Here is a 26,158-nt window from a genome sequence, read left to right as displayed (position 1 = left end):
TATGTCTGTTTTGCCCGAAGAAAGAAAGAATGAAATTTTAAAAGAACTTAACAAAATGGGAAAAGTAAAAGTTATAGAATTAGTTGATCAATTTAATGTTTCAGAGGAAACGATTCGACGCGATTTGATGATATTAGAGGAGAAAGGAATGTTAAAGAGGGTTTACGGTGGAGCGATTAAAACAGTCTTTGAATTTGAGGAGCCTCCATTTACACAGCGTACAACGGTGAATCAAGAAGCGAAAATCAAGGTTGGGAAAAAAGCAGTGGAACTCATTTCCAATGGAGATGTGATTGCCATTGATGTAGGTACAACCATGCTTGAATTTGCCCAGTGTATTGAAAATAAAAAGGACATTACGATTTTAACCAATTCTCTTCCTGTGTCGTCTGTGTTAACCGAATTGCTCAATCAAAATAAGTTTACAGGACAAATTCTATTACTAGGAGGACAAATTGATCCAAAGCATCAATCTATATGCGGGGGTCTCACTGAACAAATGTTAAATCAATTTAATGTTGATAAAGCGTTCATTTCAGCTGGTGGTGTTTCCATTCAAAGTGGGGTTAGTAATTACCATTTACGTGAAACATTAGTTTCACGCAAAATGGTCGAGGTATCAAAGCAAGTTATATTGCTAACGGATTACTCTAAAATTGGTGTTGACACATTTTGTAAAGTTTGTCCTCTAGAAAAAGTCGATGTGATTGTCTGCGAGCAACCATTTCCAGAGGAATGGAGAAATCATTCAATATTAGAGGAAGTCAATTGGATTCAAGCATAGATAATTAAAGGACATATCGAGATGGAAGAAGGAGTACTCTCTTTTTTGATTAGATTTTTTATGATAGCAGGTAAAAAAGCTAGAAAGAGAATTTAATAGATTGAATGAGAAAAGGAGCTATTTAGCATGAGTTTCATTGCGATAGATTTAGATGGAACATTATTAAACGACCAGAATGAAATTAGTGAAGAAAATATAAAGGCGATTCATTATGCCCAAGATAGAGGCTTTGAAGTAGTTATTTCAACAGGACGAGCTTATTTTGACGTTCAAACAATTTGTGAAAAAGCCGGGATTTCTCCATTTGTAATCGGGACAAATGGAGCAACCATTCATTCAAAAAGCGGAAAGTGCATTTCTTCTATTACGATAACTAAAGATCGTGTCGAATCTATTCTCCAGTGGTTAGACGAACGGAATTATTATTACGAAGTGTTTACTGATAAAGCCATTTATACTCTTAATAAGGGAAGAGAACAATTCCATAATGAGATTAAAAGTTTGAAAAGCGCAGATTTAAATACAGATATGAAAGAATTAGTTGAAGTAGCGGAAAGGCAATTTGACCAGTTTGGATATGTTTTAGTTGAAAACTATCATGATATCCTAAAACAGGAGGAAGAATTCCATAACATTTTGGCATGTTCTTTTGATGAAAAGAAATTAGAGGAAGCCTGGAACCAATTCAAAAAGTTTGATGAGTTGATGGTCGTTTCATCTGCTGATCACAACATTGAAATGACTAGTAAAAGAGCTTCAAAAGGAATGGCCCTTGAAAAATTGGCTTTTTTGATGAATGGCTCCTTAGATCAGGCTATGGCAATCGGGGACAGCAACAATGATTTATCCATGTTTCAGAAAGTTGGATACAGCGTATCGATGGGAAACGCAAAAGATGTCATAAAAACTGTTTGTACAACGACAACCCTTAAAAATGATGAAAATGGGGTAGCTTATGCGATTTATCGATATATGGAGAACTTCGTGGTTCAAAAATAAGTGTCAATGCCAAAGGAGAGAGCGATAAAATGGCATGGATATATATCATAATGGCAGGACTTTTGGAAATTGTCTGGGTGATCGGTCTTAAATATTCACACGGATTCACCAAAATTATACCTAGTATAATAACGGTAGTTATTATAATCTTTAGTTTCTTTTTACTTTCAAAAGCTTTACATTCAATACCCTTAGGAACTGGTTACGCCATTTTCACTGGATTGGGAACGGTGGGAACTGTAGTAATTGGGATGCTTTTTTTGGGTGAGACCATTAATCCACTGAAAGTATTTTTTATGGCTTTAATGATATTGGGGATAATTGGAATAAAAGTCAATCCGGCACAACCTAAACATTAAAGGAAATGAACTGATTTATACAAGGTTAGGGGATGATTCAATGGCTTGGTTTTTTCTAATTATTGCCGGATTTGCCGAGATTGGTAGTGTTATAAGCCTGAAACGTGCAGACGGGTTTAAAAAATTGCTACCCTCTGTAGCATGTCTTTTTTTGGGAAGTTTAAGCTTTTATTTTCTATCCTTGTCATTAACTTCACTTCCAGTGGGTACTGCTTATGCAATATGGACCAGTATCGGTACTGTTGGAAGTGTTTTAGCAGGAATGATCTTCTTTAATGAACCCAGAAGTTTAAGATTAAACCTATTCATTATGTGTATCATTGCAGGGGCTATAGGTATCAAAATGACTTCTGGACATTAATCTAAAAAGACCTTTAATTTAAGAAGCTTATAGATGATTCCCGTATGGTGCGGGAGTCATTCTATTTAGGCTTCATTGGTAACGAATTGTATTCTTCTGTATATTCTTCAATTAATTAGTGTAACTCATCAAAATTAATAAAAATGGTATGTTAAGCGGACCGGTAGAAAAAAGTGGTGCAGCAGTTTCTATAGCCTGCTTAGTTGGATATGCCCCTTCTATGTTTGCATTTATTCTATATGGAAGCATGTTAGGTCGATCATCAGCAAACAAAGGGTTTATTATAAGCAGCTTAGTTAAAATCGCAAACAAGAAAAAAGAAACCAACAAAATTTTCAAAAAAAACTTAATGCTTAATTAAAGGTGGGGGAAAAATGAAAATTGGATTAGAAACAGAAAGCTATCACTTGCAATTTATTACAGGTCGAATGGATATTTTCGGTTTTATCAGAAAAACAGCAGAATTGGGATTAGACGGAGTCATGATCAATATTGTTCCATGGCCAGGGTTGCCAGGATGGGGCACTTTAGAATCATTTGAACCGGAATATTTAGAGAGAGTAAGAAAAGAAATTCAAAAGTATGGATTTTTCGCTGAAATAGACACAAATGGAAGCGATCCGGAACATCTAAAAGAGGTCATTGAGGCAGCACATAGAATCGGAGCGGATGTGATTCGCACGTATACATGCTTAGGAGAGTATGATCCGGAAAGATTGAAAAAAGCACCAGGAGATATCAAACAAATTATACCATTATTGGAGAAATACAGGATAAAATTAGCTGTGGAAAATCATGAGGAAGAGTTAACAGATGAGGTTATTCAAATTATTAAGGAAGTCAACAGCCCTTGGGTTAGGGCTCATTGTGATGTGGGCAATGGAATGATGGCATGGGAAGATCCGGTTGAAGCTGTAAGAAAATTAGCACCATATGCATTCACAACTCATTTTAAAGATCATATTATCATTCATGATGGCGAGGATTATAGGGTATGTGGTGTACCAGTAGGGACAGGCAATATTGATACAGAAGAGTGTTTTAAAATACTGGTTGAGAAATCTACCCTAACTAGAATCAACGTTGAAATGTGTTTTCCATATGCTGTAAATTTCAAGAGAGAGCTTGGTGCTGGCGGAGTCTTTGCGGTTGGAGAAGGAGCTTTCAAAGTTGAACAACCTCCTTATGATTTAAGTGTCATTAAACCATTGGATTACTATTATCCTCCAAAAGAACTTTTAGAACAAATGATTGAAGATCAAGAAATTGGTACAGAGCAATCGGTTAAGTATACCCTTGCTTTACGCGATAAATATTGCCGATAAATAATATGTAGAAGCAGGGTTGTTGTATAATTTTGTTGATATAAAGATGTTTAAAATTATTGCAGCAGTTCCAGCTGATACTTGCGATTGAGTTGATAGAGAGCCTCTTTTGATTGCCAACATTACTGTCACTTTGCTTTACGAATTCCAACACACGGTTCTTTAATAAGAGTCTCATGTCTTGTCAAAGTAAGAGATACGTGGTTTATTATGACATTAACCAGCCCCTCTCAATTAAGAGAGGGGCTTTATCTTATTCACAAGTGATTTTTGACTGATTCAGTATATGCTTATGATGTTTCATCCTGCCGTGAATTTTTTTGTAAAAGATCACGGATTTCCTTTAAATATTGCTCAGATGCTGGTATGGCTTCCAATACCTCTTCCTCGTTTGCTTGTTTTTTTCTAATAAGAGTATTCGCTACCTTCATAAACATGAAAATCGCAAATGAAATGATCAAGAAATCAATCACAGCTTGGACAAATTCACCGTATTGAACAACTGCGTTTCCAACTGTGACAGATAATGAAGAAAAATTGACCCCACCTAATAAAATTCCTATTAGCGGCGTGATAATATTATTGACTAGTGATGAAACGATCTTCCCAAAAGCAGCACCCATTACTACAGCTATTGCAAGATCGAGAACGTTTCCTTTGGTAATAAACTCCCTGAATTCCTTTATCATCTTAACTACACCTTTCTTTTTTCAATTGATAAAAGCATATCAGAAACTTGGTGGAAATTGAATAGTGTAAGAGGCATCCATGATTCCAAAGATAGGACCATCCACCCGTTTAATCATTTGAATCCTTAATATAATGCAATGGCGGCACTCCGATCAAAGGAGATAGGACGCTATTTTTCATTCAATAAACATTAAATAGCGTTATATTAGCACGTCATATTGTAGAAGGATTTAAGTATGGTCATGGGTCAAAGTTAAAAAAGTAATTGAAGGCAGGGCGGGAACGACTCAGGCGTTAATTTTGAATGTCTATAAGAAATTAAAGCCGTTTTCACCAACTTGAGGAAGGGTGTGAATATAAACGTATTCGTTTGGCGATAATTATAGTATTGTACTACCCCCTAAGTGGTACTCCTCCATTGTTAAAAGCCCGTCTCTTAATTGAGAGGGCTTTTTTTGTTTTGGGTTTTGTTAAATGATTTTTGTGTTAATAGGAGGATTTTACGTATCATTTGAAGAATGTTTTGACGAATGGGGGTGGAATCATTGCGACAACATATTGAACAGGATTTATCTAAAGAGGATATATTTAGAATGATTGTTATGCACCTTGATGTTTTTCCATTGACTAGTGTAGAGGCTATCAGAGAAGTGATCAGAAGTTCTTTAAATCAAAGAGGCTTGATAGGGGGGATAACAAAACAAACAAGAACTGCTACATATAACCGGAAAATATCAGACGAGGATATCCAATTCATAAATGATTGTATTTGTGACCTTTTAAATAGCCGCGTTATCCAACCTGGTATTAATGAAGATAATCAGGATTTACCATGGATTTCTGTTTCTGATAAAGAGAAACTTAAAACATTGGTGAACTCCCTGTCTTAACTTTTTACATATAAAAGCCCTTCTCTAAATCGAGAGGGGCCTATTTTAGGTTAGCATTTCTTTATCCGATAATTGCCATTTTCTATATCCTTCATACTCAATTAATAGTATTGTTAACCAGTAAGATGGGTTTCAAACATATCGATGATTTCAAGGAAACGTTCGGCCTCACGGAAAACGTGATCAGCCAATAGTGGATGAATGATGCTCTTGATTTTGCATTCTTCGATTAAATCCCTGGCGGTTTTCTTAAAGTCTCGAAGTGATACGACAGAGACACGGTTCTGGTCTAAAAATTGATCCAGAAGAGGGACCGTTTGAGATTGCGGTTTCATGGACTCTAAGTCTACGGCTTGAAAGACTAATTGATCGAAATCATTACTAAAGTTTCGCGCCATATCCACCAGCTTTCTTTCCGATGGATCAAGAAGATGTCCAATGAATTTTGCATGATCCGCCATTATTCTTAAAAAGAAAACATTTTCTTTGATGATGGCATCTGCAAGTGGTTTCAATTTACCCTCATTTAGTTCTTTTAATCGTTTTCTAAAATAATTGGCTTCTCTGCTTGTATGGTCGACTAAAAGTGGGAAGTTGTTTGCACCAGGCAATTTACAGGTGAGTATTAATCCTAATACCTTCCTTTTAAATAAAAATATGCCTGTAGCAGCTTGCTGCACCTCCGAGTTAAATCTCCTGATCTGTTCTGGATCAGCTTGATTTGTAAATGAATGGGATTGCTGTTCTATCCGTTCAAATATAAGATAAAACTGATTAGCTTCCTCAATTAGCTGTGTATCTTCACATCTAAAGCCTAGTCTTAGAAATAATGAGTGTTCCTTCATTATTCTTGACCAAAAACGAATCTCATCTAAAGAGCGTTCAACAAACATTCCAGAGTTTTTCCTCGTATTTTCCTGTGTGTTCTCACTCATAACTAAGCCCCCCTCTTAAAACATAACCATCATTCAATCTTATTAACAAGGGGGCATTAGTATTCTGCTCAATTTGTAAATCAAATCATTTATTATTATCTTTTTAACACCTTAAACCAACTGGTTCTTGATGGCCAAGGTGTGTGAAAAATTCCGGAACGATCGGAGTCTGTACGTTCTTATATATCTTTAATACCTCGGCAGGACTCCAGGGTAATATCTAAAAAAACCCTTAGAATTAATTCATTCTAAGGGTTATCATCCAGCACATTAAGTTACAGTTGATAGTCATTTGTCACCAAGTTCGTTTATTTTTTTCGTAAGCTCATTAAATTTCTTATCGAGTTCTGTGTACGCTTTATCGTTTGGCGTCATAAAGCTAAGCTTTCCCAAAACTTCCTGTCTTTCTGTTTCAAGTGTTAATCGCAGTTCTTCCAAATCATCTCTTTTTGAGGATGATGAATCATACAATTGCTTTTGTATGCGATTATTCGAAATGACAAGTTTGCTGCTTGTCGTTTTTTCGAGAAAATATCGATCATGCGAAACGACGATTAGTGTTCCAGTATACTGTGCTAAGGTTTCTTCAAGTTGTTCCCGTGAAGCTAAGTCCAGATGATTTGTCGGCTCATCCAAAATAAGCACATCTTTTTCTTCTAGTATATATTCCATTAACTTACATTTCACCCGTTCACCCATACTCATATTCTTAATGGGTTCAGTCCAATGAGAAGCCGTGAAGCCTAAATGCTTCATTAAAGTTTGTACATTCCCTCTCGACTCGAATGTATCTTTATGAAAAAGCTGAGCGGGTGTTAGTTCAAGTGGTAAATCAAACACTTCTTGCGTCAAATAGCCTATTTTTGCAGATGGTGAAATCCATACATCGCCCGCAAAAGTTTCATGTCCAACCATTATTTTTAATAATGTCGTCTTTCCGCTGCCGTTGGGGCCTATAATGGAAATCTTCTCACCATGCTGAATCGTGAAATTGACGTTTTTAAACAGTGTTCGCCCGCTAAAAGTCTTAGTTAAATTCTTAACTTCCAAAAAACGTTTTCCCGTCTTGTTTTTTGTTTTAATTGAAAAGCGTATAGTATATTCTGATTCAACAGGTTCGGCTTTTGCTTTTTCAAGCTCTTTTTCAAGACGCTTTTGTTTAGATTTTACCTGTGCATCCATTCGCTTCGCTTTCACGCGATAGTATTCTTTAACTCCTTCCTTCTTCGTCGATTGGGAATGGGCTTTTTTTGACCAAGAAGTGATTTCATTCATTTGTCCCTCGATTCGTTCCACCATTTTTTGCTGTTTTTCATACTCACGTTGTTGTGTAAGTCTTTTCTGTTTGCGAACCTCCATATAACTAGAATAATTCCCTCTGTGCTCAATTAGCTTTTTATCTTCAATCGACCAAATTTTCGTTGCAACAGCATCCAAAAAATAACGATCGTGCGAAACAAAAATAATGGTACCTCTATAATTTTTAAGTTGTTCATTAAGGAATCCTAAACTGGCCTCATCAAGATGATTCGTCGGTTCATCTAATAGTAAAAGGTCTGCACCTCTAGAAAGTCCTTTTGCTAACCGGGCTTTGAGTTTTTCCCCTCCGCTTAATTGTAGGAAGTCATGGCTTGGTACACGCATTTTATCGAGTAATTTAACTTCGGTAGGGGTCTTATCTTCTGCAGAGAGCGACTCGACTTCTTGTTCAACCATAAAAACTTTCAAGTCTTGCTGCAGCCATTGGATTTGTCCATGTGCAGGCTCTAAGTCCTTGTTAATTAATTGCAGCAACGTAGATTTACCGGCACCATTTTTGCCAATGATACCGATGATTTCCCCTTGTTGAACACTAGCATTAACATTTTCAAAAATGTTATGGTCCAATACTTCAAAACTGATATTGGTTAATTTAAATAGTTCTTTCATATAATTATCCCTCTCCTTAAGGGAGAATAAAAAAAATCCTCCCAGTTCATATGGAAGGATTAGCCGTACCTGTGCATTATCAAATAAGAGCTATTTTCATGATAGCTCTACAATTTATAGAAAATGGGCAGACTAATCCTATTTCGTATGATTTGAAATATGTGATTTCAAATTTTAAAAATAAGATTAGTTAATCATCGGCCACCCATCATCCCTTCTGATATTAATAAAATCAGTATAGCATAATATGATCTTTGAAAACAAAAGGAAGCGGCATAATACTAAAAAGATTTATAATTGTTTTAACTCAATCAATTATTTTATTATAAAGTGGGCAATAGGACTGAATAGTTCCTGTGAAAATCATAAACACCTACCACCATAGGGTTGTTCCTTGAGGAGGTCATTAATATGGAATATATAAAGGGAATTGATGTTTCACATTGGCAAGGTGCTATTAATTGGGAGGAAGTTGCAAAGGCGGACGTGAAGTTCGTGTTCATTAAAGCAACAGAGGGAACGAGTTATTCTAAGCTATCCTATTTCAAAGAAAATGCACCACAAGCATTATCAGCGGGATTGAAAGTGGGGGCCTATCATTATGCAAAGTTTGCAACTGTTTCAGAAGCAAAGGCTGAGGCTGCTTATTTTTTAGATTCTATCAGCTCCATTGCTTTAAATTACCCTGTTGTCCTTGATCTGGAGGAAAATAAAAAAAAGGCAAATAAAAAAACGCTGACCGATGCAGCAATCGCTTTTTTGGAGGCTATTGAAGAAGCTGGATATATGGCTATGCTGTATACTGGTAAATATTTTCTCGAAAATACCCTAGATGAATCAAGGTTGACGAACTACGCTTTGTGGATTGCCAGATACAACAGCAAGTTGGGACGTAGCACGGATATTTGGCAGCATTCTGATTCAGGTAAGGTAAGCGGGATCAGCACAAAGGTGGATTTGAATATAGCCTATAGGGATTTTACAAAAACAATAAATACTCTTAGGACGCACAACTCCCGTGCATTAAAAAGGGAAACAACCACAACTTATACTGTAAAAAAAGGCGATACACTTAGCTTCATTGCAAAAAAACATAAAACAACGGTAAAATCTCTTGTTAGCCTTAACGGAATTAAAGACCCCGACAAAATTTATATCGGTCAAAAATTAAGGTTGAAATAAGTAAAGGCTCTTCTCATTACGAGAGGAGCTCAGTTATTAATGGATATTCCTAGATTTCTTTAAGTTCGTCAATTGCTACGTCTGATCTTTCCTCTAATGGGCCTCTTAGATGTACGGTAGCCGTTCTTCCATCTTCATTTAAATTATCAATCCATACTGAAGTGCCATTATATCTCACCTCAATGTCAGATGAAGAAGAAAGAATCTGTTTTACACGCTTAGCATCCATATAAATCCCTCCCTTATTTAGTCTCCCTATTATTTGGGAAAAGCCTTAATTTTATTCATTTGATTAATATTGCAACGAAATCATATAAGGCGCAATGATGTTTAACCTTCCATGTTATCCGCCGTGACTTTTTTTAAAATTAGGCCTGTAAAGATAAGAATTCTTAATCTTAAAAATATTGAGTTTATCTGCTAGAATGGAAAGGATTGTAAATATATTTTTGAGGTGATGAATTTTAAAAAAACGCAGGCTTCTGGCAGCTTTTTTACTACTTATTGGCGCCTCCGTTCTATTTATATATACAGCAGCCAAGTGGGGCCAATGGCCAAAGATAAACAGCTCGACGTCGATGAATTTTTTTGCTGAACGTGAACGTACTTTTATATTACGTGAAGTGAAAAAAGATAAGACTTATATCTATAATAATGAACGGGCCGAACAAAGATTTGCGCCTCAATCAACTTTTTAAGATGCCTAATGCACTTATCGGATTGTCGTTGCTGTCGAGGATGGGATGGCGTGAAAAGGGAAATTGAGATATGGAACAAGGTCATACGCTTGGGTCTGGTTTAAGGAACTCTGTTGTTTGGTATTATTAAGCAATGGCCCGTGACATTGGAAAGGGTCGAATTGAGGAATGGATTCATAAGATTTCTTATGGCAACCAAGATATTAGTGGAGGGATAGGTCAGTTTTGGCTAAGCAGCTCACTCAAAATTTCTCCTATTGAACAAGTGGGTTTATGGCAAATTTATATGGAGAGAATATTCCTATTGATAAGGATGTCATGAAAACCGTTACAAGGATGATGATCAAGACTGAAGAAGACAGTTATACACTTTACGGAAAACAGGGCAGAAGACAAACATTGGCTGGTATGTTGGTTTTATTGAAATGACTTGTTTTGTAACGAATATCTCCGGCACATCGGCTGAAGCAAGGGATATCACAAGGGACATTTTGCAGAAATTTCATTTAATGGCAGAAAAGGTATGGATTTGGTGATTGCCGAAGTGTGAAGATAATATGCCAATGTGAACTACGGCTAAGCAAATAAGAATATATTATAAAGCTAATGGATGCTTTACTATCAATAGCGGAGTTTCTTCGTTCAAATGGAGCTAATGGGAAGGAAGGGTTGAATAAGGAAGTAGATAAGATGGGACAATATTGGAGGAGAAAGTGTTGTTGGGTTTGAAGTCATATACGCATTCTTATACATGCTTTTAGGGGGGTATCATGGAACTATCGTTATTATTGGAATATGGCTGGGTGTTAATTATTCTAATTTTTTTAGAAGGTTTATTATCTGCTGATAATGCATTGGTTTTAGCCATCATGTCAAAGCATTTACCAAAAGAACAGCAAAAAAAAGCGATTAATATTGGGCTGCTTATGGCTTTTATATTTAGGATTGGTGCAATCTTTATCATTTCGTACCTTTTCCATGTTTGGCAAGTTCAAGCAATTGGGGCTGCATATTTGATTTTCATCTCATTAAAGCATTTACTAAAAAAGGACCACGGTGACAAAGAAAAAAAAGGGAAAAGCTACCGTATGACCGTTGCGCAAATTGCATTAGCTGATATTGCTTTTGCTATTGATTCCATTTTAGCTGCAGTCGCTCTTGTCATTGCCTTGCCTGATACACCAATGGGTGATATAGGAGGTATGGATGGGGCAAAATTCATTGTTATTTTATTAGGAGCAATTGCAGGTTTAATCGTCATCCGATTTGCTGCAGGATACTTCGTCAAGATACTGACGGAGCGGCCTAGCCTCGAAACGGCAGCCATGTTGATCGTTGGTTGGGTAGGGGTTAAGTTATTAATGCATACCCTTGCACATCCAGCCGTGCACATTATTTCTCACGATTTTGTTGAAGGACCGATTTGGAATATAATCTTTTGGTCAGTCATGCTACTTATTGCAATAGGCGGATGGTTTTTATCAGGAAAAACAGTGAAAAATGATAAGCAACATGACTAATGGTTTCAGTGTAAAAAAGAGTTGAAATACCTTAACTTTTAGATAGAACCCTTTTGCCTAAAAACTGAGGAGGCCACAATTAGTGGTCTCCTTTATTTATGTTTAACAAATCCTGTTTGTAAATCATGTATGAAATAAATAACCTTGATTGAAGATTTATGGGAAACGTTCAAAAAGAACAGGGGCAGTCCTGCCGAAATGTAAGAATCAATGAAGAACCTACAAAACTAATTCAAACTAGGGGTTACAGTATAAGGGGTAACTTCCAACAGGCACCAGCAAAAAAACAGCTGGTGCCTGTTGGGCGTTCGATGAAACCGTACAAAACTTTTCTGATTTGTATCCAAAAAAATGTCTCTCTAGATTATTCATCGCAAAGCCGATGATAAATGGTAGTTGATTCAGAGGAGCTTATTGACGGGAAGGGACGTTCAAATACCCATCTGCCCCTTATAGAATTGATGCACTGTATGAATAAAAACAAAAATGCCTCCTCATATTAAAAGAGAGGGGATGTGTCACATGATAAAAAGTATATCTACTTTTCAAGCAACAATGGTGCTGATTCTATCTATTGGGTTGATGAACCATGTCATCGTTTTGCCTTCACTGCTTGGGGCTTCCGGAAGAGATTCATGGATCAGTACTTTAGTGACCGGGTTGCTTTTTCTTTTATGGCTTCCCATGGTTTATTGGATCATAAATAAAACAAAACAACAGCATATCATTGGCTGGCTTCATACTCACAGTCACCCGCTCGCCGCATGGTCCATAAAAATCCTTCTTTTCTTCTATATCTTATTAAACTTGTTTGTCACTTTATTTAGCACATTTTCCTGGGTAAACAGTACTTATATGATTCAAACGCCAGAATATATATTATTTATACCTTTCATCATCCTATGTTTTATTGCTGCCGAGGCTGGTATCAAAACAATAGCGATTGCCGGGGGATTGGTTTTGCCCCTTGTTGTGGCACTTGGATTTATGATTATGACGGCAAATATACAGTATAAGGATTACTCCTTGCTTTTCCCAATTTTTGAAAATGGGATTACACCTGTTTGGGACGGGGTCGTAATACTAGGTGGAGGTTTTACAGAGATATTTCTGCTCGTTTTGATTCAACAGTTTGTAAAGACAGAAATAAAGTTCAGGAGTTTACTTTTTTTAAGTTTATTTCTTTTGTTTATCAGTATGGGACCGATAATAGGCTCCATTACAGAGTTTGGTCCGGTGCAGGCAGCTAAAATCAGCAATCCTGCATATGCTCAATGGCGGTTACTAACCATGGGGAAGTATTTGAACCGGCTGGATTTTTTATCAATATACCAATGGCTTTCAGGTGCATTTATCCGTGTTTCTTTATCGATATTCCTCATGGGGGAACTGTTTCAAATTAAATCAAGGAAAATAAAAAATATTGTATTGCTTGCTATATCAGTCTCCTTGATCATTGCGCTGTGTATACCAATCGACATTCCAGCATACAGGGATTTTACGGAACGATATTATTTTAAATTGAGTGTGATTAGCATTTTGGTTATTACGTTTTTCATAAACATGGTCATTTTTTTGAAAGAAAGGGTGAAAAAGAATGGAGCCTCTATTGAACAAGGCAAATAAGGGGAGTTCTTCGGAGGTCCAACTAAAAACGGAGTATTTCAAAAAAGTATTCGGAATGAGCTCGGATGTGAAATTCAAAAAGCATACCATTACATCTGAAGGGAAAACTGATTCGCCCCTTATTTGCACTTTGATTTATTCAGAGGTGTTGGTCGATGTCAAAAAATTGTGGGAAGCAGTAGCACGGCTTGAAGGTCATGTATTCATAAATTCTAAACTGAAGGAAGAAGATGTTATAGAAGATCCGCAAGACGAATTTAAAGTCAGCAGGGTTTTCCCTTCCTCCACTTTAAAAGAAGATATGGAGGAGAACGTATTCTCCGGGATGGTCCTGATGCTATTTGAAGAATTGGAATTATTATTTATGTTTTCCCTTCCAAGCATCCCGAATCGGAGTCCCGAGGAAACAAGTAGTGAAATTTCCATCCGAGGTCCACGTGATGGTTTTATTGAAGATATCTCTGTTAATTTAGGGTTGGTCAGGAAGAGATATAAAACTGCATCACTCGAAAATCAAGAATTTACGATTGGGAAAAGGAGCAAGACAAAAATCAATTTATTATACGTGAAGGATGTTGTAAACCCAGAAACCATTGTAAAAGTAAAAAGGAAAATCTCCTCAATAAACACAGATATTTTGTTGGGAACCACTGAACTTGAAGAATTTTTATCAGGCAGTAAGTTCAACCTGATTCCGTTTTTTGATTATACAGGGAGGCCGGATTATGTTGTAGCCAGTTTAAATAATGGGCGCTTTGCCATTTTAGTGGATGGATCACCAACTGCCTTAATTGGGCCAGGTAATATTACACTCTTGTTAAAAGCTGCGGAAGATCGTCATACTCCATCTTACTATACAAATTTCGAATATTTCTTTCGCATTATCGGACTGTTGGTATCAATATTTCTGCCAGGTTTTTATATAGCACTAATATCATTTCAATTAGACCAGCTCCCCTTCTCATTTTTGGCGACGATAACCGTATCTAGGTTTGGGTTGCCTATATCACCTCAACAAGAGGCTTTCTTGATTTTGGGTTTATTTGAGCTGTTTCGAGAGGCAGGTGTCACACTCCCAAAAGCAATCGGTCAATCACTGGCTGTTGTGGGTGGATTAATCATTGGTGATGCGGCAATTAGAGGCGGGATTACATCCCCGACGATGTTGGTTGTGGCAGGTACTACTGCGGTAGCCACCTATACATTAATCAATCAATCATTAGGTGGAATTGTAAGCATGGCCAGGTTTTATGTATTATTTCTCTCTTCTGTTTTAGGTTTATTCGGATTCTTTCTCGGTGTTTTCTCCATTGTCCTTTATTTATCAAGGCTGCAGATTTATGGTTTACCCTACTTAGCGCCTATTTCACCAATATCCTTGAAAGATCTTCTAGGGGGCGGTGTCTTTGTGAAGCCATATCTCTTTAGAAAGAAACGAGCCGAAACGCTGAAAACAAAGGACAATACAAAAGGAAATCGCTAATGAAAATAATCCTTAGAATTATATTATCTGTATTGAGCCTTGCTCTTTTAAGTGGCTGTTGGGATACCAAGGATATTCAAGATATCCAATATATAAGTGCAATGGGAATAGATTATCAAAATGGTCAGTATGTCATTTATGTGCAGGTGACGTCTTTTGCCGGTGTTGCTAAACAAGAAGGCTTGGAACCAAAACCAACAACAGTTTGGGTCGCCAAAGGGCGAGGGGAAACAATGAACGAGGCCATGAATGACATTTATAAAAGGTCAAACCAGTATATTTATTGGGCTCATGTTAAATTGATCATTTTCTCAGAAAGCTTACTAAAACATGGGTTGGTCAACGTAAACGATCCCATTTTAAGATTTCAGCAAATCCGGGAAACAACTTGGTTATATGGAACTGATGATTCCTTGGAAAAGATCCTCTTTGTCAATAGTCTATTCGGCTCATCCGTTCAAACAAGCATTTTCAATCCGGATGATATTTATAAATTAAGATCCTTTGTCGAACCCATCCGGATCCAAAGATTTTATACGCAAAATTATGAAACAGGAATGACAATAAAACTACCGAAGATTTCGATAAAAAATGAGGTGTGGAAAGCAAAAGAAAAATCACAGAACACCGTAAAGCTATCAGGGTCCTACCTTATTAAAAATAATAAACTAATGGGGGAGATAGCAAATAAACATCTTGGGGGGATGAGGTGGTTAACAAAATCAACGGTAAGGTCCCCAATTGGAATAAAAATCAACAAAAACAAAAATGTTCAAATATCTCTAATGAGGCCAAAATTCAATATAAAGCCTATCTATGTAAATGATACAGTCGAATTCGATATTTCAATTGAAGTCGAAGGTGCAGTAACGGATATGGAAGAAAACATCTCTTTACCCCACCTTAAAGAAAAAATACAGAGGGCATTAGAGAAAGAAATTAGGGATACGTACAAATATGCTCTTGAAAAAAAAATAGACATCTATAATTTAGAAGGAGTTATCTACAGAAAGGATTTAAAAAAATGGAAAGAAGTTTCTAAAAAGGATTTTAGCCTTAATGAAGAATCCATTCGTAATATTCAGGTGGATATTGCTATTAAAAAAACAGGCGATTATAAATATGAGTACATGAATTGATACCTTAGAAAGTGAATCGTGGGCTGCCATGACAGAATCTTTCTTCAAAGTCGTTTCCAATGATTATGATATGGCAGCCCTTGTAAATGAAATTCAACAACTAACTATGTAAGGATTTATTTTAACTTACATACCGATTACTTTAAAAGACCAAAACGAAATCCATAGACTACGACTTGTGTACGATTTTTAGCTTTAAACTTGGTCATTAAGCTGCTTACATAATCTCTAACGGTATGCTCGCTTAATTGCAACAATTCGGCCATTTTTTTATTGTTATAGCCCTCAGCCAGTAAATTTAATATCATGGATTCACGTTCCGTCAATTGTATGTCGGTACCTATTGATACCTCATCATCCTTTCTTGATAAATATAAACCGAGCCGTTTTCCTACCTGTTCAAGTAAAGTCAGTTCATCTATTGAATAATCGAATTCCTCCCCTAATTGATCAAAGGTCAGCCAGCCGAACACTTGCTGGTCATGAACAATCGGTACAAAAATGACAGAAGAAAGATTAAATAGCTGTATATGTTCCTCTTTAATGTAATTATGGGGATTTTTTATAAATACCGGCTTTTTTGAGTTGAATACCATGGATTGTCTGGAGCTGAGCTGCCCCCTCATGCTTTGAACTTTTGGCAGCTCCAATCCAATGGTGCCGTAAAATTGATTGGACCAAGGAATATAAGCATAAAAAACACATCTTTTATAGTTAAAGAACTCTTCGCATTTTTTTAGAATAAAAGCAAAATCCTTAAATCCTGCTGAGTTAATTAAAAGTTCATCTAATTGGTCCAGCAGCTGCAGCCTTTTAAGTTCTGCATTCTCTTGTTTGATTTTGGGATGTTGCTCTGTTCCGTCGAACGTCCACTTGTTATAACTATGGATGAGATGAGAAAACATGGATAATAAGAACATAAGAATGGATAGGGTTTGGGCATGTTTCAGGTTTACCATTAAGGTAACAATGGACTTTTCAAAGATTAATCGGAACATGCTGAAATCATTATCATTTAAAAGGGGTAAATGTAATTGTAGCCAAGTTTCCAAGTGCTCTTCGTATGTGTCTTTTACGTCCTCGATATTTGGAGACGATAAAAATAGCAAAAATGATTCCAGTAATGTTTGTATCATCTTACGTTCAGGTTCTAATAAGTTGGGTTCTAGGTTCAAATAAATATTGATATTTTCTTCAATCTGTTTGTTATGGCTTTTAATGAATAATATGAATTGCTGCAAGGTTATTTCTTCATATGCATGAAAGGGATGAGCCATGTGAATTACTTCTCCTTAAAACAAAATACCCTATAAAAAGGGGGAACTGACCCTATTATTATACAGCACTTTATAGGATAGTAATTCAAATTGTAAGGAGTAAAATAAAAGTATGAACACAGAATGTAGCTATTTGACGGCATCCTATTACAATCAATGATTTCAACATTTTAGTCAGCTTTTTGCTTGTATAAGAATGGTCGTCTAGGGAGAACCTCTAGGGATGGAGATTTCTGGTGCTCAAGGAATCTGTTGCACAGAAAATTAGAAAAGGAGAACTGGTAATATGATGAGACTTGAAAACAAAGTGGCAATCGTAACAGGAGGAGCAAGCGGGATTGGAGCAAGCACGGCTCAATTATTTGCAGAAGAAGGAGCAAAGGTGGTCATTGCCGATTTTGCTGATCATGGACAGGCTGTGTCAGAAGAGTTAAATGGAAAAGGGTATGATACTCTTTTTGTTAAAACTGATGTGACGAATGAAAATGACGTGAAGAATATGATCGAAGAGACAGTTAACAAATATGGAAAACTGGATATCATGTTCGCAAACGCAGGAATTGCAAGAGACGGAAACATTCATGAGTTAAGCTATGAGCAATGGCAAAAAACAATTGATATTAACCTATCCGGTGTCTTCCTATCCGATAAATATGCAATAGAGCAAATGCAAAAACAATCTACAGGCGGCGCCATTGTCAATACAGGCTCCATCCATAGCCATGCAGGGAAACCGGGGGTAACAGCCTATTCTGCTGCGAAAGGCGGGGTCAAACTATTAACACAAACGTTAGGTTCGACTTATGCCAAAGATGGGATTCGCGTTAATGCAGTTTGCCCGGGATATATTGATACACCACTTATTGCCGAAGCACAGGGTGAGATCAGACAAGGTTTGATCGATTTACATCCAATCGGCCGTTTAGGCAGAGCGGAAGAAGTGGCGAAAGCCGTTCTCTTCCTTGCAAGTGACGATGCATCATTTGTTACAGGCACAAGCCTTATTGTCGACGGGGGATATACCGCCGTCTAAGTTTTAAGGATTATTCGCTCGCTCTCAAACAGTCAAATTCGTTTGAGGTACCAATTAATAGAGCTTCTTCTGTAAGATGAGTGGTATTCGTATACCCAAATCATACTGGAGGGCTCTTTTTTTACATATAACGAAAATCTTCTTAGTTACATAATAATCTATCGTTTTATATGTATTATTATTTTTAGAAAATATTGAAAATTATAAATTTAAATGTTTTAATGTTAATATGCCAATTATACTGGTTCGGACGACATGATGTTAACACCACTAGTAAAATGGGGTAAATCTATTGTTTCATGAAAGAAGGGATGTGTCATTCTACTCCTGATTGACTTGTGAATATTTGCCCTATCTGTCAGTAGTGCCAAGTTAGTGCTATGACGAAATGAAGTGGATTTAAAACAAAAAAAGGGAGGGAGTTTATTTTATGATAAAAATCGATCTTTTATTTAAAAATGCAAATGTGCTGACTCTAGATAACAGGAATCGCAGGGCTAGGTCTATTGCTGTAGCAGATGGGAATATTGTCGGGATTTGGGATGAATGTGAGCCACCTAAAAGTGCAGTGGAGATTACAGCAAGTACTGATGTTGTAGATTTAAAGGGATCCACCCTAATTCCAGGCTTTATCGATACTCATAACCATATTTTAATGTATGGATTAACGATGGGACAGGTGAACTGCAGTACACCGCCAAATCAATCCATAAAAGATATTTTAGAGGTAATTGGTGCAAAAGCAAAAGAAACTCCCGATGGCGAATGGGTAAGGGGATATGGCTATGATGATACGCTTTTGTATGAAAAGCGGCATGTTACACGGAGTGATTTAGATAAGGTTTCGCCAAATAACCCTGTAGTCATCACACACACTTCAGGGCACTTATCCGCAGTAAATTCGCTTGCCTTGCAATTCGCAGGTTTAACTGATGATGTTTCTGATCCCCAGGGCGGACATTATGGACGGGATGAGAACGGAAGACTTAATGGGGTGATTTATGAACCAGCGGCAATGGCACCAATAAATGATCACATACCACAAATGACAATAGGGCAACAGGTTGATATGTTAGGAAAGGCTTCAAAAGATTATGTCGCTCAAGGAATTACCACGAATACAGATGCTGCAGTTGGATTTAATAATTTAGAAGATTTAGAGGTTCATCTTAAAGCGGCTGAACAAAAAATTAATCCGATGCGAACGAGACTGATGATCATGCATCAGCAGCTTCGTGAAGGTCAGCCATTTGGGGGTTATTCTCCAGCTCAACTGGACCTGGAACTCAGGGAAAGGTCTGCGGGACGGGTTAAATTAGATAGCGCAAAAATGTTTCAGGACGGCTCTATACAAGGATTAACAGGAGCTTTACGACTTCCATATTATCAAAATCAAGATGTATATGGAGATCTCATTCATCAGCAGGAAGCATTTAATGAAGAAGTATTAGACCTGCACCGACGAGGATTTAGGATCACAACGCATGGAAACGGGGATCGTGCGATCGGCTCGATATTAGCGGCATATGAATATGCGTTATCCAATAGCCCTCGTAAAGAGCATCGCCATAGAATCGAACATGTCCAAACCGCAACCGCCGAGGACATCATGAAGATGAGAGAACTTGATGTAGCCGGATCCTTCTTCATCAATCATGTATATTATTGGGGAGACAGGCATAAACAAATTTTCCTGGGTCCGGAGCGTGGAAGACGTATAAGTCCGTTAGCTGAAGCTGTTGCACACAATTTATTGTTCACCCTGCATTCCGATTGTCCAATTACCCCAATCTCACCCCTATTTTCAGTATGGGCTGCAGTTAATAGAATAACGAGAGAAGGTCATGTTTTAGGCCCAGAACAGCGCATTGATGTAGAAACAGCTTTAAAGTCGATGACTATTTTTGGCGCAAAACTAAATTTTGATGAGTCACGATCAGGCAGCATAGAAATTGGAAAACAAGCAGACTTTACCATTCTCGAGACTGATCCTACAGCTGTTCATCCAGAAGAAATTAGGGACATAGCAATTCTGGCCACCTTCATAGATGGAAGCCCAGTATATGGACAAGAAAAGGTAAAGACTACTTAATTTCTAACCGGAAAAATATACTGCGTCTAATCATAAAAGGAAATCCTATATGTTTGATAAAGGCACCGATTATCTTTGAACCCGCATCCTCGACATTAGAGACACCACGATCCTGTTTCCTTAGGGTTTATAGACTCGTGATGAAATTTAAAGCTAAATTAGGGGGCTATGCTAGTGAACAAATTAGCATTCGGTCAAAATCCAAAAATGATTTTGTTATTACTTTTTGCAGGTAATTTGTTCTCGGCACTGGATCGCTTTGTCATTAATTATGGGATTGTCCATATATCCGATGACCTCCATTTGAGCGCATCCTCCACAGGTCTGATCTTAAGCATCTTCTTTTTAGGATATGCAATTATGCAGATTCCCGGCGGTTGGATGGCCGATCGTTTCGGCGCTAGAATCGTGCTTATTGTCTCTGTCTTTAGTTTTACCATTTTTACCAGTCTGACGGGATTGGCATGGTCTTTTGTATCGTTGTTGGTCATTCGTTTTATGTTCGGATTGGGGGAAGGAAGTTTCTTTCCTGCTGGGGCCAAAATGATAGCAGTATCCATTGCGGAAGAAAAGCGATCCCGGGCAATGTCTTTGTTTCTTTCCGCGCTCACTGTTGCAGGTGTCATTTCACCCATTCTGGCTGCCACTCTGCTTGTTAATATCGGATGGAGGATGATGTTTGGCATTATTGGGATTTTCGGGTTTACGATCGGGTTGCTATATTTGTTCTTATTAAAACCAAGAGTAGAGAGTCAGGGCTCGCGAGAAGAGGATTCCTTAACGGAAGTTCCTGTCAAAGGTTCTTTTATTAAGCTGTTTAAAACCCCCTTGGTCGTTAGTTTGATGGTTGCCTCGTTTGCATATGGCTTCATCAGCTGGGGAGTGATGTCATGGATGCCGACCTACTTGGTGCAGGAACGTGGCCTGAATTTAATTTCCATGGGTCTTTTACAGATGATCCCTGCAATAGCGTCGGTGGCTTTCTATATTTTCGCCGGTTATGTACTGGATAAAGTGAAAGTTGGAAAGGAAAAATGGATAGGGGGCTTTAGTGGATTAGGTCTAGCATTATTCGTGTATCTCATGTTTCATGCAGAAACCGTAACGGGGGTTATCATCTATCAATCCATTATACCTATGTTTTCCGCAGCCTTATCCACTATCATTTTTAGTCTGCCGCTGAAGTATTTACCGGAAGCAATCGGAGGTTCTGCAGTGGGAGTGGTCAATTTAGGGATGCAAGTGGCTGGCTTCATCGCTCCTTTAACGATCGGTTTTGTCATAGACGCTTTCGATGGATCGTTTAATGGGGCTGTTTGGTTATTGGTTTCATTCGGAGTCGTTTGTTTTATCGCTTTTATGACCTTGAAATCGGGTAAGGAAAATTTCAAATCAGAAAATCCACAAGTAATTCCTGCTGTAAAATAGATGGATATAAAGGCAAAAGTGGGCGTTAGAATTTATAAAAGTTTGTTCGAAATGGTATATAGAGAGTAAAATAATTCTGCCAGCTACTATCTTTACAAGCCTGATGTTACTGATTTTCAGTTAACAGGGCTTTTTATTTTTTATACGATATTATTCATCCAGTATGGCCAGGGTATTTTCAAGATTAAAATATACACATTTTTCTAATGTGCTGCAATTCATCTATTTGGAGGATTGTTAAGACCTATATCCGGTGAAAGGGAAATGGATGTACCAGTATCGTGCAGAGGAGTCCAAAGGATGCGCTGAAATCTAAGTTTTTATTAATGTATAACTTTGGTAAAATTAGATTTTAGAACTATCCAACATCTTTTAGGGAGGAAGCAAATGAAGGTAAAAAAAATACATCATGTAGCAATAATTTGTTCCGATTATGAAAAGTCAAAGAATTTCTATGTAAATATTTTAGGCTGTGATATCGAGAAGGAAACATATCGCTCAGAAAGGAAATCATATAAATTGGATCTTATCGTCGGAGGGGAATATCAGCTGGAATTATTCTCATTTCCTGATAGTCCCCATCGTCCTAGTTATCCTGAAGCTAGAGGGCTTAGACACCTTGCTTTTGAAGTGGATGATATTAATCAAGCAATTGAAGATTTAGAAAATGAAAACATTCCAGTCGAACCTATCCGTGTTGATGAGTTAACAGGAAAAAGGTTCACTTTTTTTTGTGATCCGGATGATTTGCCTCTAGAAATATATGAAAAGTAGGATTACAAGCCTAGAATGATGAGAGAGCTTTAAGGCAAGCTAACTTCAAAAATTGAGGCAAACTCTTTCTAGTTGAATATATCGATACTATTAAAGTCATCTCCACTTGCATTCCATATTTCGATAATAACTGAAATGATCACCAGCTATAATAGCTGTAGATCGGTCATTTAAATATGTCAGGAGATAAAAAAATGAATGCTTTCAAATTTACACTGTTGATACTTTTAACGACATTTTTAATGGGTTCTTCTTTTGCAGTAGTTAAAATTGGTCTGCCTTATTCATCCCCCTTATTATTAGCAGCATTACGCTTCACACTTGCCGGGCTCATAATGGCGATGATCGTGATCTTTTTAAAAAGACCGCATCCAAACTCTAAAGGGGATTGGATGAAAATGCTTATTATCGGAACTTTTCAAACAGCCGGAGTAATGGGGTGCATTTTCCTGAGTTTACGCACTATTACAGCAAGTGAATCCTCCATTCTTACATTCACGAACCCGTTACTTGTTGTTGTATTCGGTACGATCTTTTCTCAAACACGCTATAAACTATATCAATGGATTGGAGTTTCATTAGGATTAGTTGGAGTGATGATAACGATGGGGGCACAACTTGAATTTAAGGTTGGCATTCTTTTCGGCATTCTTTCTGCTGTTTTCTGGGCCATTTCCACTTTATTGGCGAAAAAATGGGGAGCGATTTCCGATACATGGGTATTATCTGCCTATCAGATGCTTTTTGGCGGTTTACTGCTTTTACTTGGCAGCTTTATTCTTGAAAAACCATTTTTCGTAATGAATGGCAATTCGTTGTTCATTTTATTATGGTTAAGTATCATGTCATCGATCGTGCAATTTGCTGTTTGGTATTACCTTTTACAAAAGAGTGATCCAGGAAAAACAAGTGCTTTTTTATTTTTGGCACCTTTCTTCGGTGTTTTATCAGGGTGGGCACTATTAGGTGAACCGATTTACACTTCACTGCTAATTGGCGGACTGTTTATTATTATTGGCATTTATCTTGTAAATAGCAATTTCCAAAAGGAAAATAAATTCGTTAAAAGTGCTTTATAGTAAGCGGATTAATTGTTCTAAGCTGCTAAAGACAGAAAATCCCTCATGGGGAAAAAGAAAAGAGCCCTATACTTTTTCCCCATGAGGGATTATTAAATTATACCTCTACACAAAAAACTTCTTTAAATCCTTCTTTCCCTTTAGGTGTTACTTTTACTGCGCGAATGGATGGAACACGGACTATCCAGCCTAAATCAAAAAAATGTGTAAGAAGACCATTCCCTAAAGCTCCACCAAGATGATGGTGACGTTCACTCCAATCTAAACATGAGTGGGAAAATGAACGGCGTTTTTTTCTTAAATCAAGTAAATCGATGCCGAATTCAGAAAAAAAATGATCTCCTTTGGGTGTAACTGTAAACTCTCTCTCTTCTTTTTTCAAATATCCGGCTTTCAACATCGATTCAGTTAATTGGACTCCTAGTTTTCCTGCCAAATGATCATAGCAAGTTCTGGCTTCCTGAAGCATTTTAACTTGGCTTGATTGATTTAACGACTGAACCCGAGGAGGTGGGGAAATGGCAAGAAACGATTCTAAAATATGTGCAATTTCTCCATTTGCTAGCTGATAGTAACGATGTCGACCGTGTTTTTCAACTTTAACAAGGTTACCTTCCACTAATTTAGAAAGGTGAAAGCTGGCGGTTTGAGGTGTTATTACAGCCATCAATGCTAATTCGCCTGCAGTATGAAAACGCCCATCCAGTAAACTTGCAAGTATTGTTGCACGTGACGATTCCCCAAGAAGGGAGGCTATCTCCACCATATTTGGATTTATACTCAAAATAGTTACCAACCTTTCTACCGATTTTTAGTTTGATTAAACTGAACGCAACGTAAATAGCATAAAAAATATGTGAACTTATTTTTCTATTATACAGTACCGCTGTCCTAGTGATATTTTGTATATTCTCGATTCCTGCTTTAAATATTTTTTAAGTCCAGGACATATTTATAGAAAGCTTTATTAAAAAGGAAGTATAAGCAATAAATAAGAAATAATTAACGTGGAAAATAACCGTTCCCTGATAAAGAAACAGCCGAAATAAGGGCTGAAGTTTTAAGGCTGGATATGTTCATTTTAGTATCTACAGGGCATGACCATTCCCCGTTATTCAATATTAGGAGGAACAAGGGATTCTATATATCCCGAGATTTTCTTATCAGGTAAAGAATACCTGTTTACGGAAGGTAAACACATAAGCAATCGATGCGAACCAGTTGTGTGTGCTGTATTACAAAGGTGAACCTCATAAAATTAAGCTTTTAGACCTTAGGATTTGTTAAGACAACAGGAAATCATAAAGAATATGCTTGTGGAAGCTAAACAGAAGAAAGACTGTCTATCCTTTGAATAAGCTTTTTTAATGAAGTATATTCTTTGTAAATTAGGCATACATTCTTACATGTTCACTAACTTAAACGTTCCTTAATAGTCTTGGAATAAATACCGGTGAATAGTCCCTTTTGTCGAATTTAGTAAATAGGAGGGAACGAAGAGTATGAAAATATCTGAGGTTGGATTTAAAGGTCAAGTTTTTGGATTTATAAAGTTCACACCTTTTGTGGAAAGTTTTTTGTCAGGCGATTTATATATGAATAATTTCAAAAAGTATATTGATATAGAAAGTGCTTCAGGAGAAAAAGGTGTAGGCGACAAATTTGAAGCAACACATGTTTTTACGGAATTAACCATGAATTTCTTTACTCAAGATACCCATGAATTGATCATGTCGGGGCGAACTAAAAAAATGAATTTCAGAAAAAATATAAATGAAAAAAGACCATTATATTGCATGTTTGCAATTGTTGGCGATATGTTAAAAGTGGTTAAGGAGGATGAACAATATTACTATACCAAATTTGATTTACCTAATGAACAAATCGATAAAATGATTAGGGAGTTCGGAGATAGCTTGATTTTTGTTACCCCCTCGCAATTTATTGAAAGAATTACTAGAACACTCAATGAAAAAGGTTATGCTTACAGAGGGGGCTTGGTAAAATATGATGATTATAACATCAATTCCTCAGCTAGGATGAGCTCTTATAAAAAACAAGGGACTGATATTTATTTTTGGAAAGATAAATACTTTGAAAATCAATATGAATATCGCATAGTTCTCACAGATCAAGAAGTTGATGAAGCCTTAATTGTGAACATAGGTGATATTTCAGACATTAGTACTATTTTTAATGCAAATGAATTTTTCAGTGATAAATTTGAAATAAGATTACGAAAGAAAGGAAATCTAAGCATCCATTAAATTGGGTGCTTTTTATTTTCAGGATGGATAAAGAAAATATAGAGCTTTTTAAAGAATTAAATAGAACAGTTAAATTAACCGGGAATTCTAGGGTAATCGGATCATAAATGTTCACTAGTATGGGTTTGTCTTTACCGAAGATTGCTTTCATAACATTGGAAAAATATAAAGATGGAGATATGCAGCAAACTCATGCAGGGTTTTGAATAAAGAAGTATAGTGATTATTCTTTTAAAAGAGGGCGACCAAGTCATCCAAGTGACTAGTTCTCCCTCTTTTGAACCTTTT

23 protein-coding genes and 1 pseudogene are annotated in these 26,158 nt (G+C 37.0%); 18 read left to right on the top strand and 6 right to left on the bottom strand.

Annotation, left to right across the window (positions count from 1 at the left end; genetic code table 11):
* Nucleotide 1: 1 nt before the first annotated feature.
* From MPH60_RS13280 to MPH60_RS13260, 5 genes are all read left to right on the top strand, one after another.
* The gene (locus tag MPH60_RS13280; RefSeq protein WP_241592974.1) at nucleotides 2–784 is read left to right on the top strand and encodes a DeoR/GlpR family DNA-binding transcription regulator; all 783 of its coding nucleotides are present in this window, start codon (nucleotides 2–4) and stop codon (nucleotides 782–784) included.
* Between the two features lie 126 nt (nucleotides 785–910).
* Entirely contained in the window at nucleotides 911–1,783 is an 873-nt protein-coding gene (locus MPH60_RS13275; protein ID WP_241592975.1) for a Cof-type HAD-IIB family hydrolase, read from the top strand.
* A 29-nt stretch (nucleotides 1,784–1,812) separates the two neighbouring features.
* Nucleotides 1,813–2,142 (top strand): DMT family transporter, encoded by a 330-nt coding sequence (locus MPH60_RS13270; RefSeq protein ID WP_241592977.1) that lies wholly within the window; start codon nucleotides 1,813–1,815, stop codon nucleotides 2,140–2,142.
* A 40-nt stretch (nucleotides 2,143–2,182) separates the two neighbouring features.
* The gene (locus tag MPH60_RS13265) at nucleotides 2,183–2,503 is read left to right on the top strand and encodes a DMT family transporter (RefSeq protein WP_241592979.1); all 321 of its coding nucleotides are present in this window, start codon (nucleotides 2,183–2,185) and stop codon (nucleotides 2,501–2,503) included.
* 374 nt (nucleotides 2,504–2,877) lie between these two features.
* A complete protein-coding gene (locus MPH60_RS13260) occupies nucleotides 2,878–3,828 on the top strand; it encodes a sugar phosphate isomerase/epimerase family protein (RefSeq protein ID WP_241592980.1) in 951 nt (316 codons plus the stop codon).
* 290 nt (nucleotides 3,829–4,118) lie between these two features.
* Here the strand turns inward: MPH60_RS13260 and mscL are convergent, their stop codons facing one another.
* The gene (gene mscL / locus MPH60_RS13255) at nucleotides 4,119–4,517 is read right to left on the bottom strand and encodes a large conductance mechanosensitive channel protein MscL (protein WP_241592981.1); all 399 of its coding nucleotides are present in this window, start codon (nucleotides 4,515–4,517) and stop codon (nucleotides 4,119–4,121) included.
* Between the two features lie 546 nt (nucleotides 4,518–5,063).
* Between mscL and MPH60_RS13250 the strand changes: the two genes are divergently transcribed.
* Nucleotides 5,064–5,408, top strand: a complete 345-nt coding sequence (locus tag MPH60_RS13250; RefSeq protein WP_241592982.1) for a hypothetical protein — start codon at nucleotides 5,064–5,066, stop codon at nucleotides 5,406–5,408.
* Between the two features lie 113 nt (nucleotides 5,409–5,521).
* Here the strand turns inward: MPH60_RS13250 and MPH60_RS13245 are convergent, their stop codons facing one another.
* Together MPH60_RS13245 and abc-f are read right to left on the bottom strand one after the other, a co-directional pair.
* The gene (locus tag MPH60_RS13245; protein WP_241592983.1) at nucleotides 5,522–6,343 is read right to left on the bottom strand and encodes a DUF2935 domain-containing protein; all 822 of its coding nucleotides are present in this window, start codon (nucleotides 6,341–6,343) and stop codon (nucleotides 5,522–5,524) included.
* Nucleotides 6,344–6,631: 288 nt separating this feature from the next.
* A complete protein-coding gene (abc-f, locus tag MPH60_RS13240) occupies nucleotides 6,632–8,272 on the bottom strand; it encodes a ribosomal protection-like ABC-F family protein (protein WP_241592984.1) in 1,641 nt (546 codons plus the stop codon).
* A gap of 411 nt (nucleotides 8,273–8,683) precedes the next feature.
* Between abc-f and MPH60_RS13235 the strand changes: the two genes are divergently transcribed.
* On the top strand, nucleotides 8,684–9,454 hold the full coding sequence (locus MPH60_RS13235; protein WP_241592986.1) for a GH25 family lysozyme: 771 nt from the start codon (nucleotides 8,684–8,686) through the stop codon (nucleotides 9,452–9,454).
* A 49-nt stretch (nucleotides 9,455–9,503) separates the two neighbouring features.
* Here MPH60_RS13235 and MPH60_RS13230 read toward each other — a convergent pair whose 3' ends face one another.
* Nucleotides 9,504–9,683 carry an H-type small acid-soluble spore protein gene (locus tag MPH60_RS13230; RefSeq protein WP_034313120.1) on the bottom strand — a complete coding sequence of 60 codons (180 nt, stop codon included), beginning with the start codon at nucleotides 9,681–9,683 and terminating at the stop codon, nucleotides 9,504–9,506.
* Nucleotides 9,684–9,915: 232 nt separating this feature from the next.
* Here MPH60_RS13230 and MPH60_RS27965 point away from each other — a divergent pair.
* From MPH60_RS27965 to MPH60_RS13205, 5 genes and pseudogenes are all read left to right on the top strand, one after another.
* Nucleotides 9,916–10,688 (top strand): annotated as a pseudogene (locus MPH60_RS27965) (penicillin-binding transpeptidase domain-containing protein).
* 234 nt (nucleotides 10,689–10,922) lie between these two features.
* Nucleotides 10,923–11,672: a TerC family protein gene (locus MPH60_RS13220; protein WP_241592988.1), complete on the top strand. Its 750-nt coding sequence runs from the start codon at nucleotides 10,923–10,925 to the stop codon at nucleotides 11,670–11,672.
* 522 nt (nucleotides 11,673–12,194) lie between these two features.
* Nucleotides 12,195–13,298, top strand: a complete 1,104-nt coding sequence (locus MPH60_RS13215; RefSeq protein ID WP_241592990.1) for an endospore germination permease — start codon at nucleotides 12,195–12,197, stop codon at nucleotides 13,296–13,298.
* A complete protein-coding gene (locus MPH60_RS13210) occupies nucleotides 13,270–14,781 on the top strand; it encodes a spore germination protein (RefSeq protein WP_241592992.1) in 1,512 nt (503 codons plus the stop codon). The genes MPH60_RS13215 and MPH60_RS13210 overlap by 29 nt, the downstream gene beginning before the upstream one ends.
* Nucleotides 14,781–15,920, top strand: a complete 1,140-nt coding sequence (locus MPH60_RS13205) for a Ger(x)C family spore germination protein (RefSeq protein WP_241592993.1) — start codon at nucleotides 14,781–14,783, stop codon at nucleotides 15,918–15,920. Before MPH60_RS13210 ends, MPH60_RS13205 begins: the two co-directional genes overlap by 1 nt.
* Nucleotides 15,921–16,057: 137 nt before the next feature.
* Here the strand turns inward: MPH60_RS13205 and MPH60_RS13200 are convergent, their stop codons facing one another.
* On the bottom strand, nucleotides 16,058–17,197 hold the full coding sequence (locus MPH60_RS13200) for a LuxR C-terminal-related transcriptional regulator (RefSeq protein ID WP_241592996.1): 1,140 nt from the start codon (nucleotides 17,195–17,197) through the stop codon (nucleotides 16,058–16,060).
* Nucleotides 17,198–17,486: 289 nt separating this feature from the next.
* Here MPH60_RS13200 and MPH60_RS13195 point away from each other — a divergent pair, with 289 nt between their 5' ends.
* The 5 genes from MPH60_RS13195 (at nucleotide 17,487) to MPH60_RS13175 (ending at nucleotide 23,603) form a co-directional block, all read left to right on the top strand.
* Nucleotides 17,487–18,230 (top strand): SDR family NAD(P)-dependent oxidoreductase, encoded by a 744-nt coding sequence (locus tag MPH60_RS13195; protein WP_076368734.1) that lies wholly within the window; start codon nucleotides 17,487–17,489, stop codon nucleotides 18,228–18,230.
* A 430-nt stretch (nucleotides 18,231–18,660) separates the two neighbouring features.
* On the top strand, nucleotides 18,661–20,322 hold the full coding sequence (locus MPH60_RS13190) for an amidohydrolase (protein WP_241592998.1): 1,662 nt from the start codon (nucleotides 18,661–18,663) through the stop codon (nucleotides 20,320–20,322).
* Nucleotides 20,323–20,496: 174 nt separating this feature from the next.
* On the top strand, nucleotides 20,497–21,750 hold the full coding sequence (locus MPH60_RS13185) for an MFS transporter (RefSeq protein ID WP_241592999.1): 1,254 nt from the start codon (nucleotides 20,497–20,499) through the stop codon (nucleotides 21,748–21,750).
* A 387-nt stretch (nucleotides 21,751–22,137) separates the two neighbouring features.
* Complete coding sequence (gene gloA2 / locus MPH60_RS13180) at nucleotides 22,138–22,524, top strand: SMU1112c/YaeR family gloxylase I-like metalloprotein (protein ID WP_241593001.1); 387 nt, start codon at nucleotides 22,138–22,140, stop codon at nucleotides 22,522–22,524.
* Nucleotides 22,525–22,718: 194 nt separating this feature from the next.
* Nucleotides 22,719–23,603: a DMT family transporter gene (locus MPH60_RS13175; protein WP_241593003.1), complete on the top strand. Its 885-nt coding sequence runs from the start codon at nucleotides 22,719–22,721 to the stop codon at nucleotides 23,601–23,603.
* A 97-nt stretch (nucleotides 23,604–23,700) separates the two neighbouring features.
* Here MPH60_RS13175 and MPH60_RS13170 read toward each other — a convergent pair whose 3' ends face one another.
* On the bottom strand, nucleotides 23,701–24,387 hold the full coding sequence (locus MPH60_RS13170) for an ArsR/SmtB family transcription factor (RefSeq protein WP_241593006.1): 687 nt from the start codon (nucleotides 24,385–24,387) through the stop codon (nucleotides 23,701–23,703).
* Nucleotides 24,388–25,105: 718 nt separating this feature from the next.
* On the opposite strand from MPH60_RS13170, the gene MPH60_RS13165 reads away from it, so the two are divergent.
* Nucleotides 25,106–25,870 (top strand): hypothetical protein, encoded by a 765-nt coding sequence (locus MPH60_RS13165; RefSeq protein WP_241593008.1) that lies wholly within the window; start codon nucleotides 25,106–25,108, stop codon nucleotides 25,868–25,870.
* Nucleotides 25,871–26,158: the final 288 nt, after the last annotated feature.

This window comes from Peribacillus sp. Aquil_B1 (assembly GCF_022603275.1).
In the GTDB taxonomy this organism is placed as follows: domain Bacteria; phylum Bacillota; class Bacilli; order Bacillales; family DSM-1321; genus Peribacillus.
The sequence above is the reverse complement of the archived record's forward strand: the minus strand, read 5'-3'. Positions and strand labels throughout refer to the sequence as shown.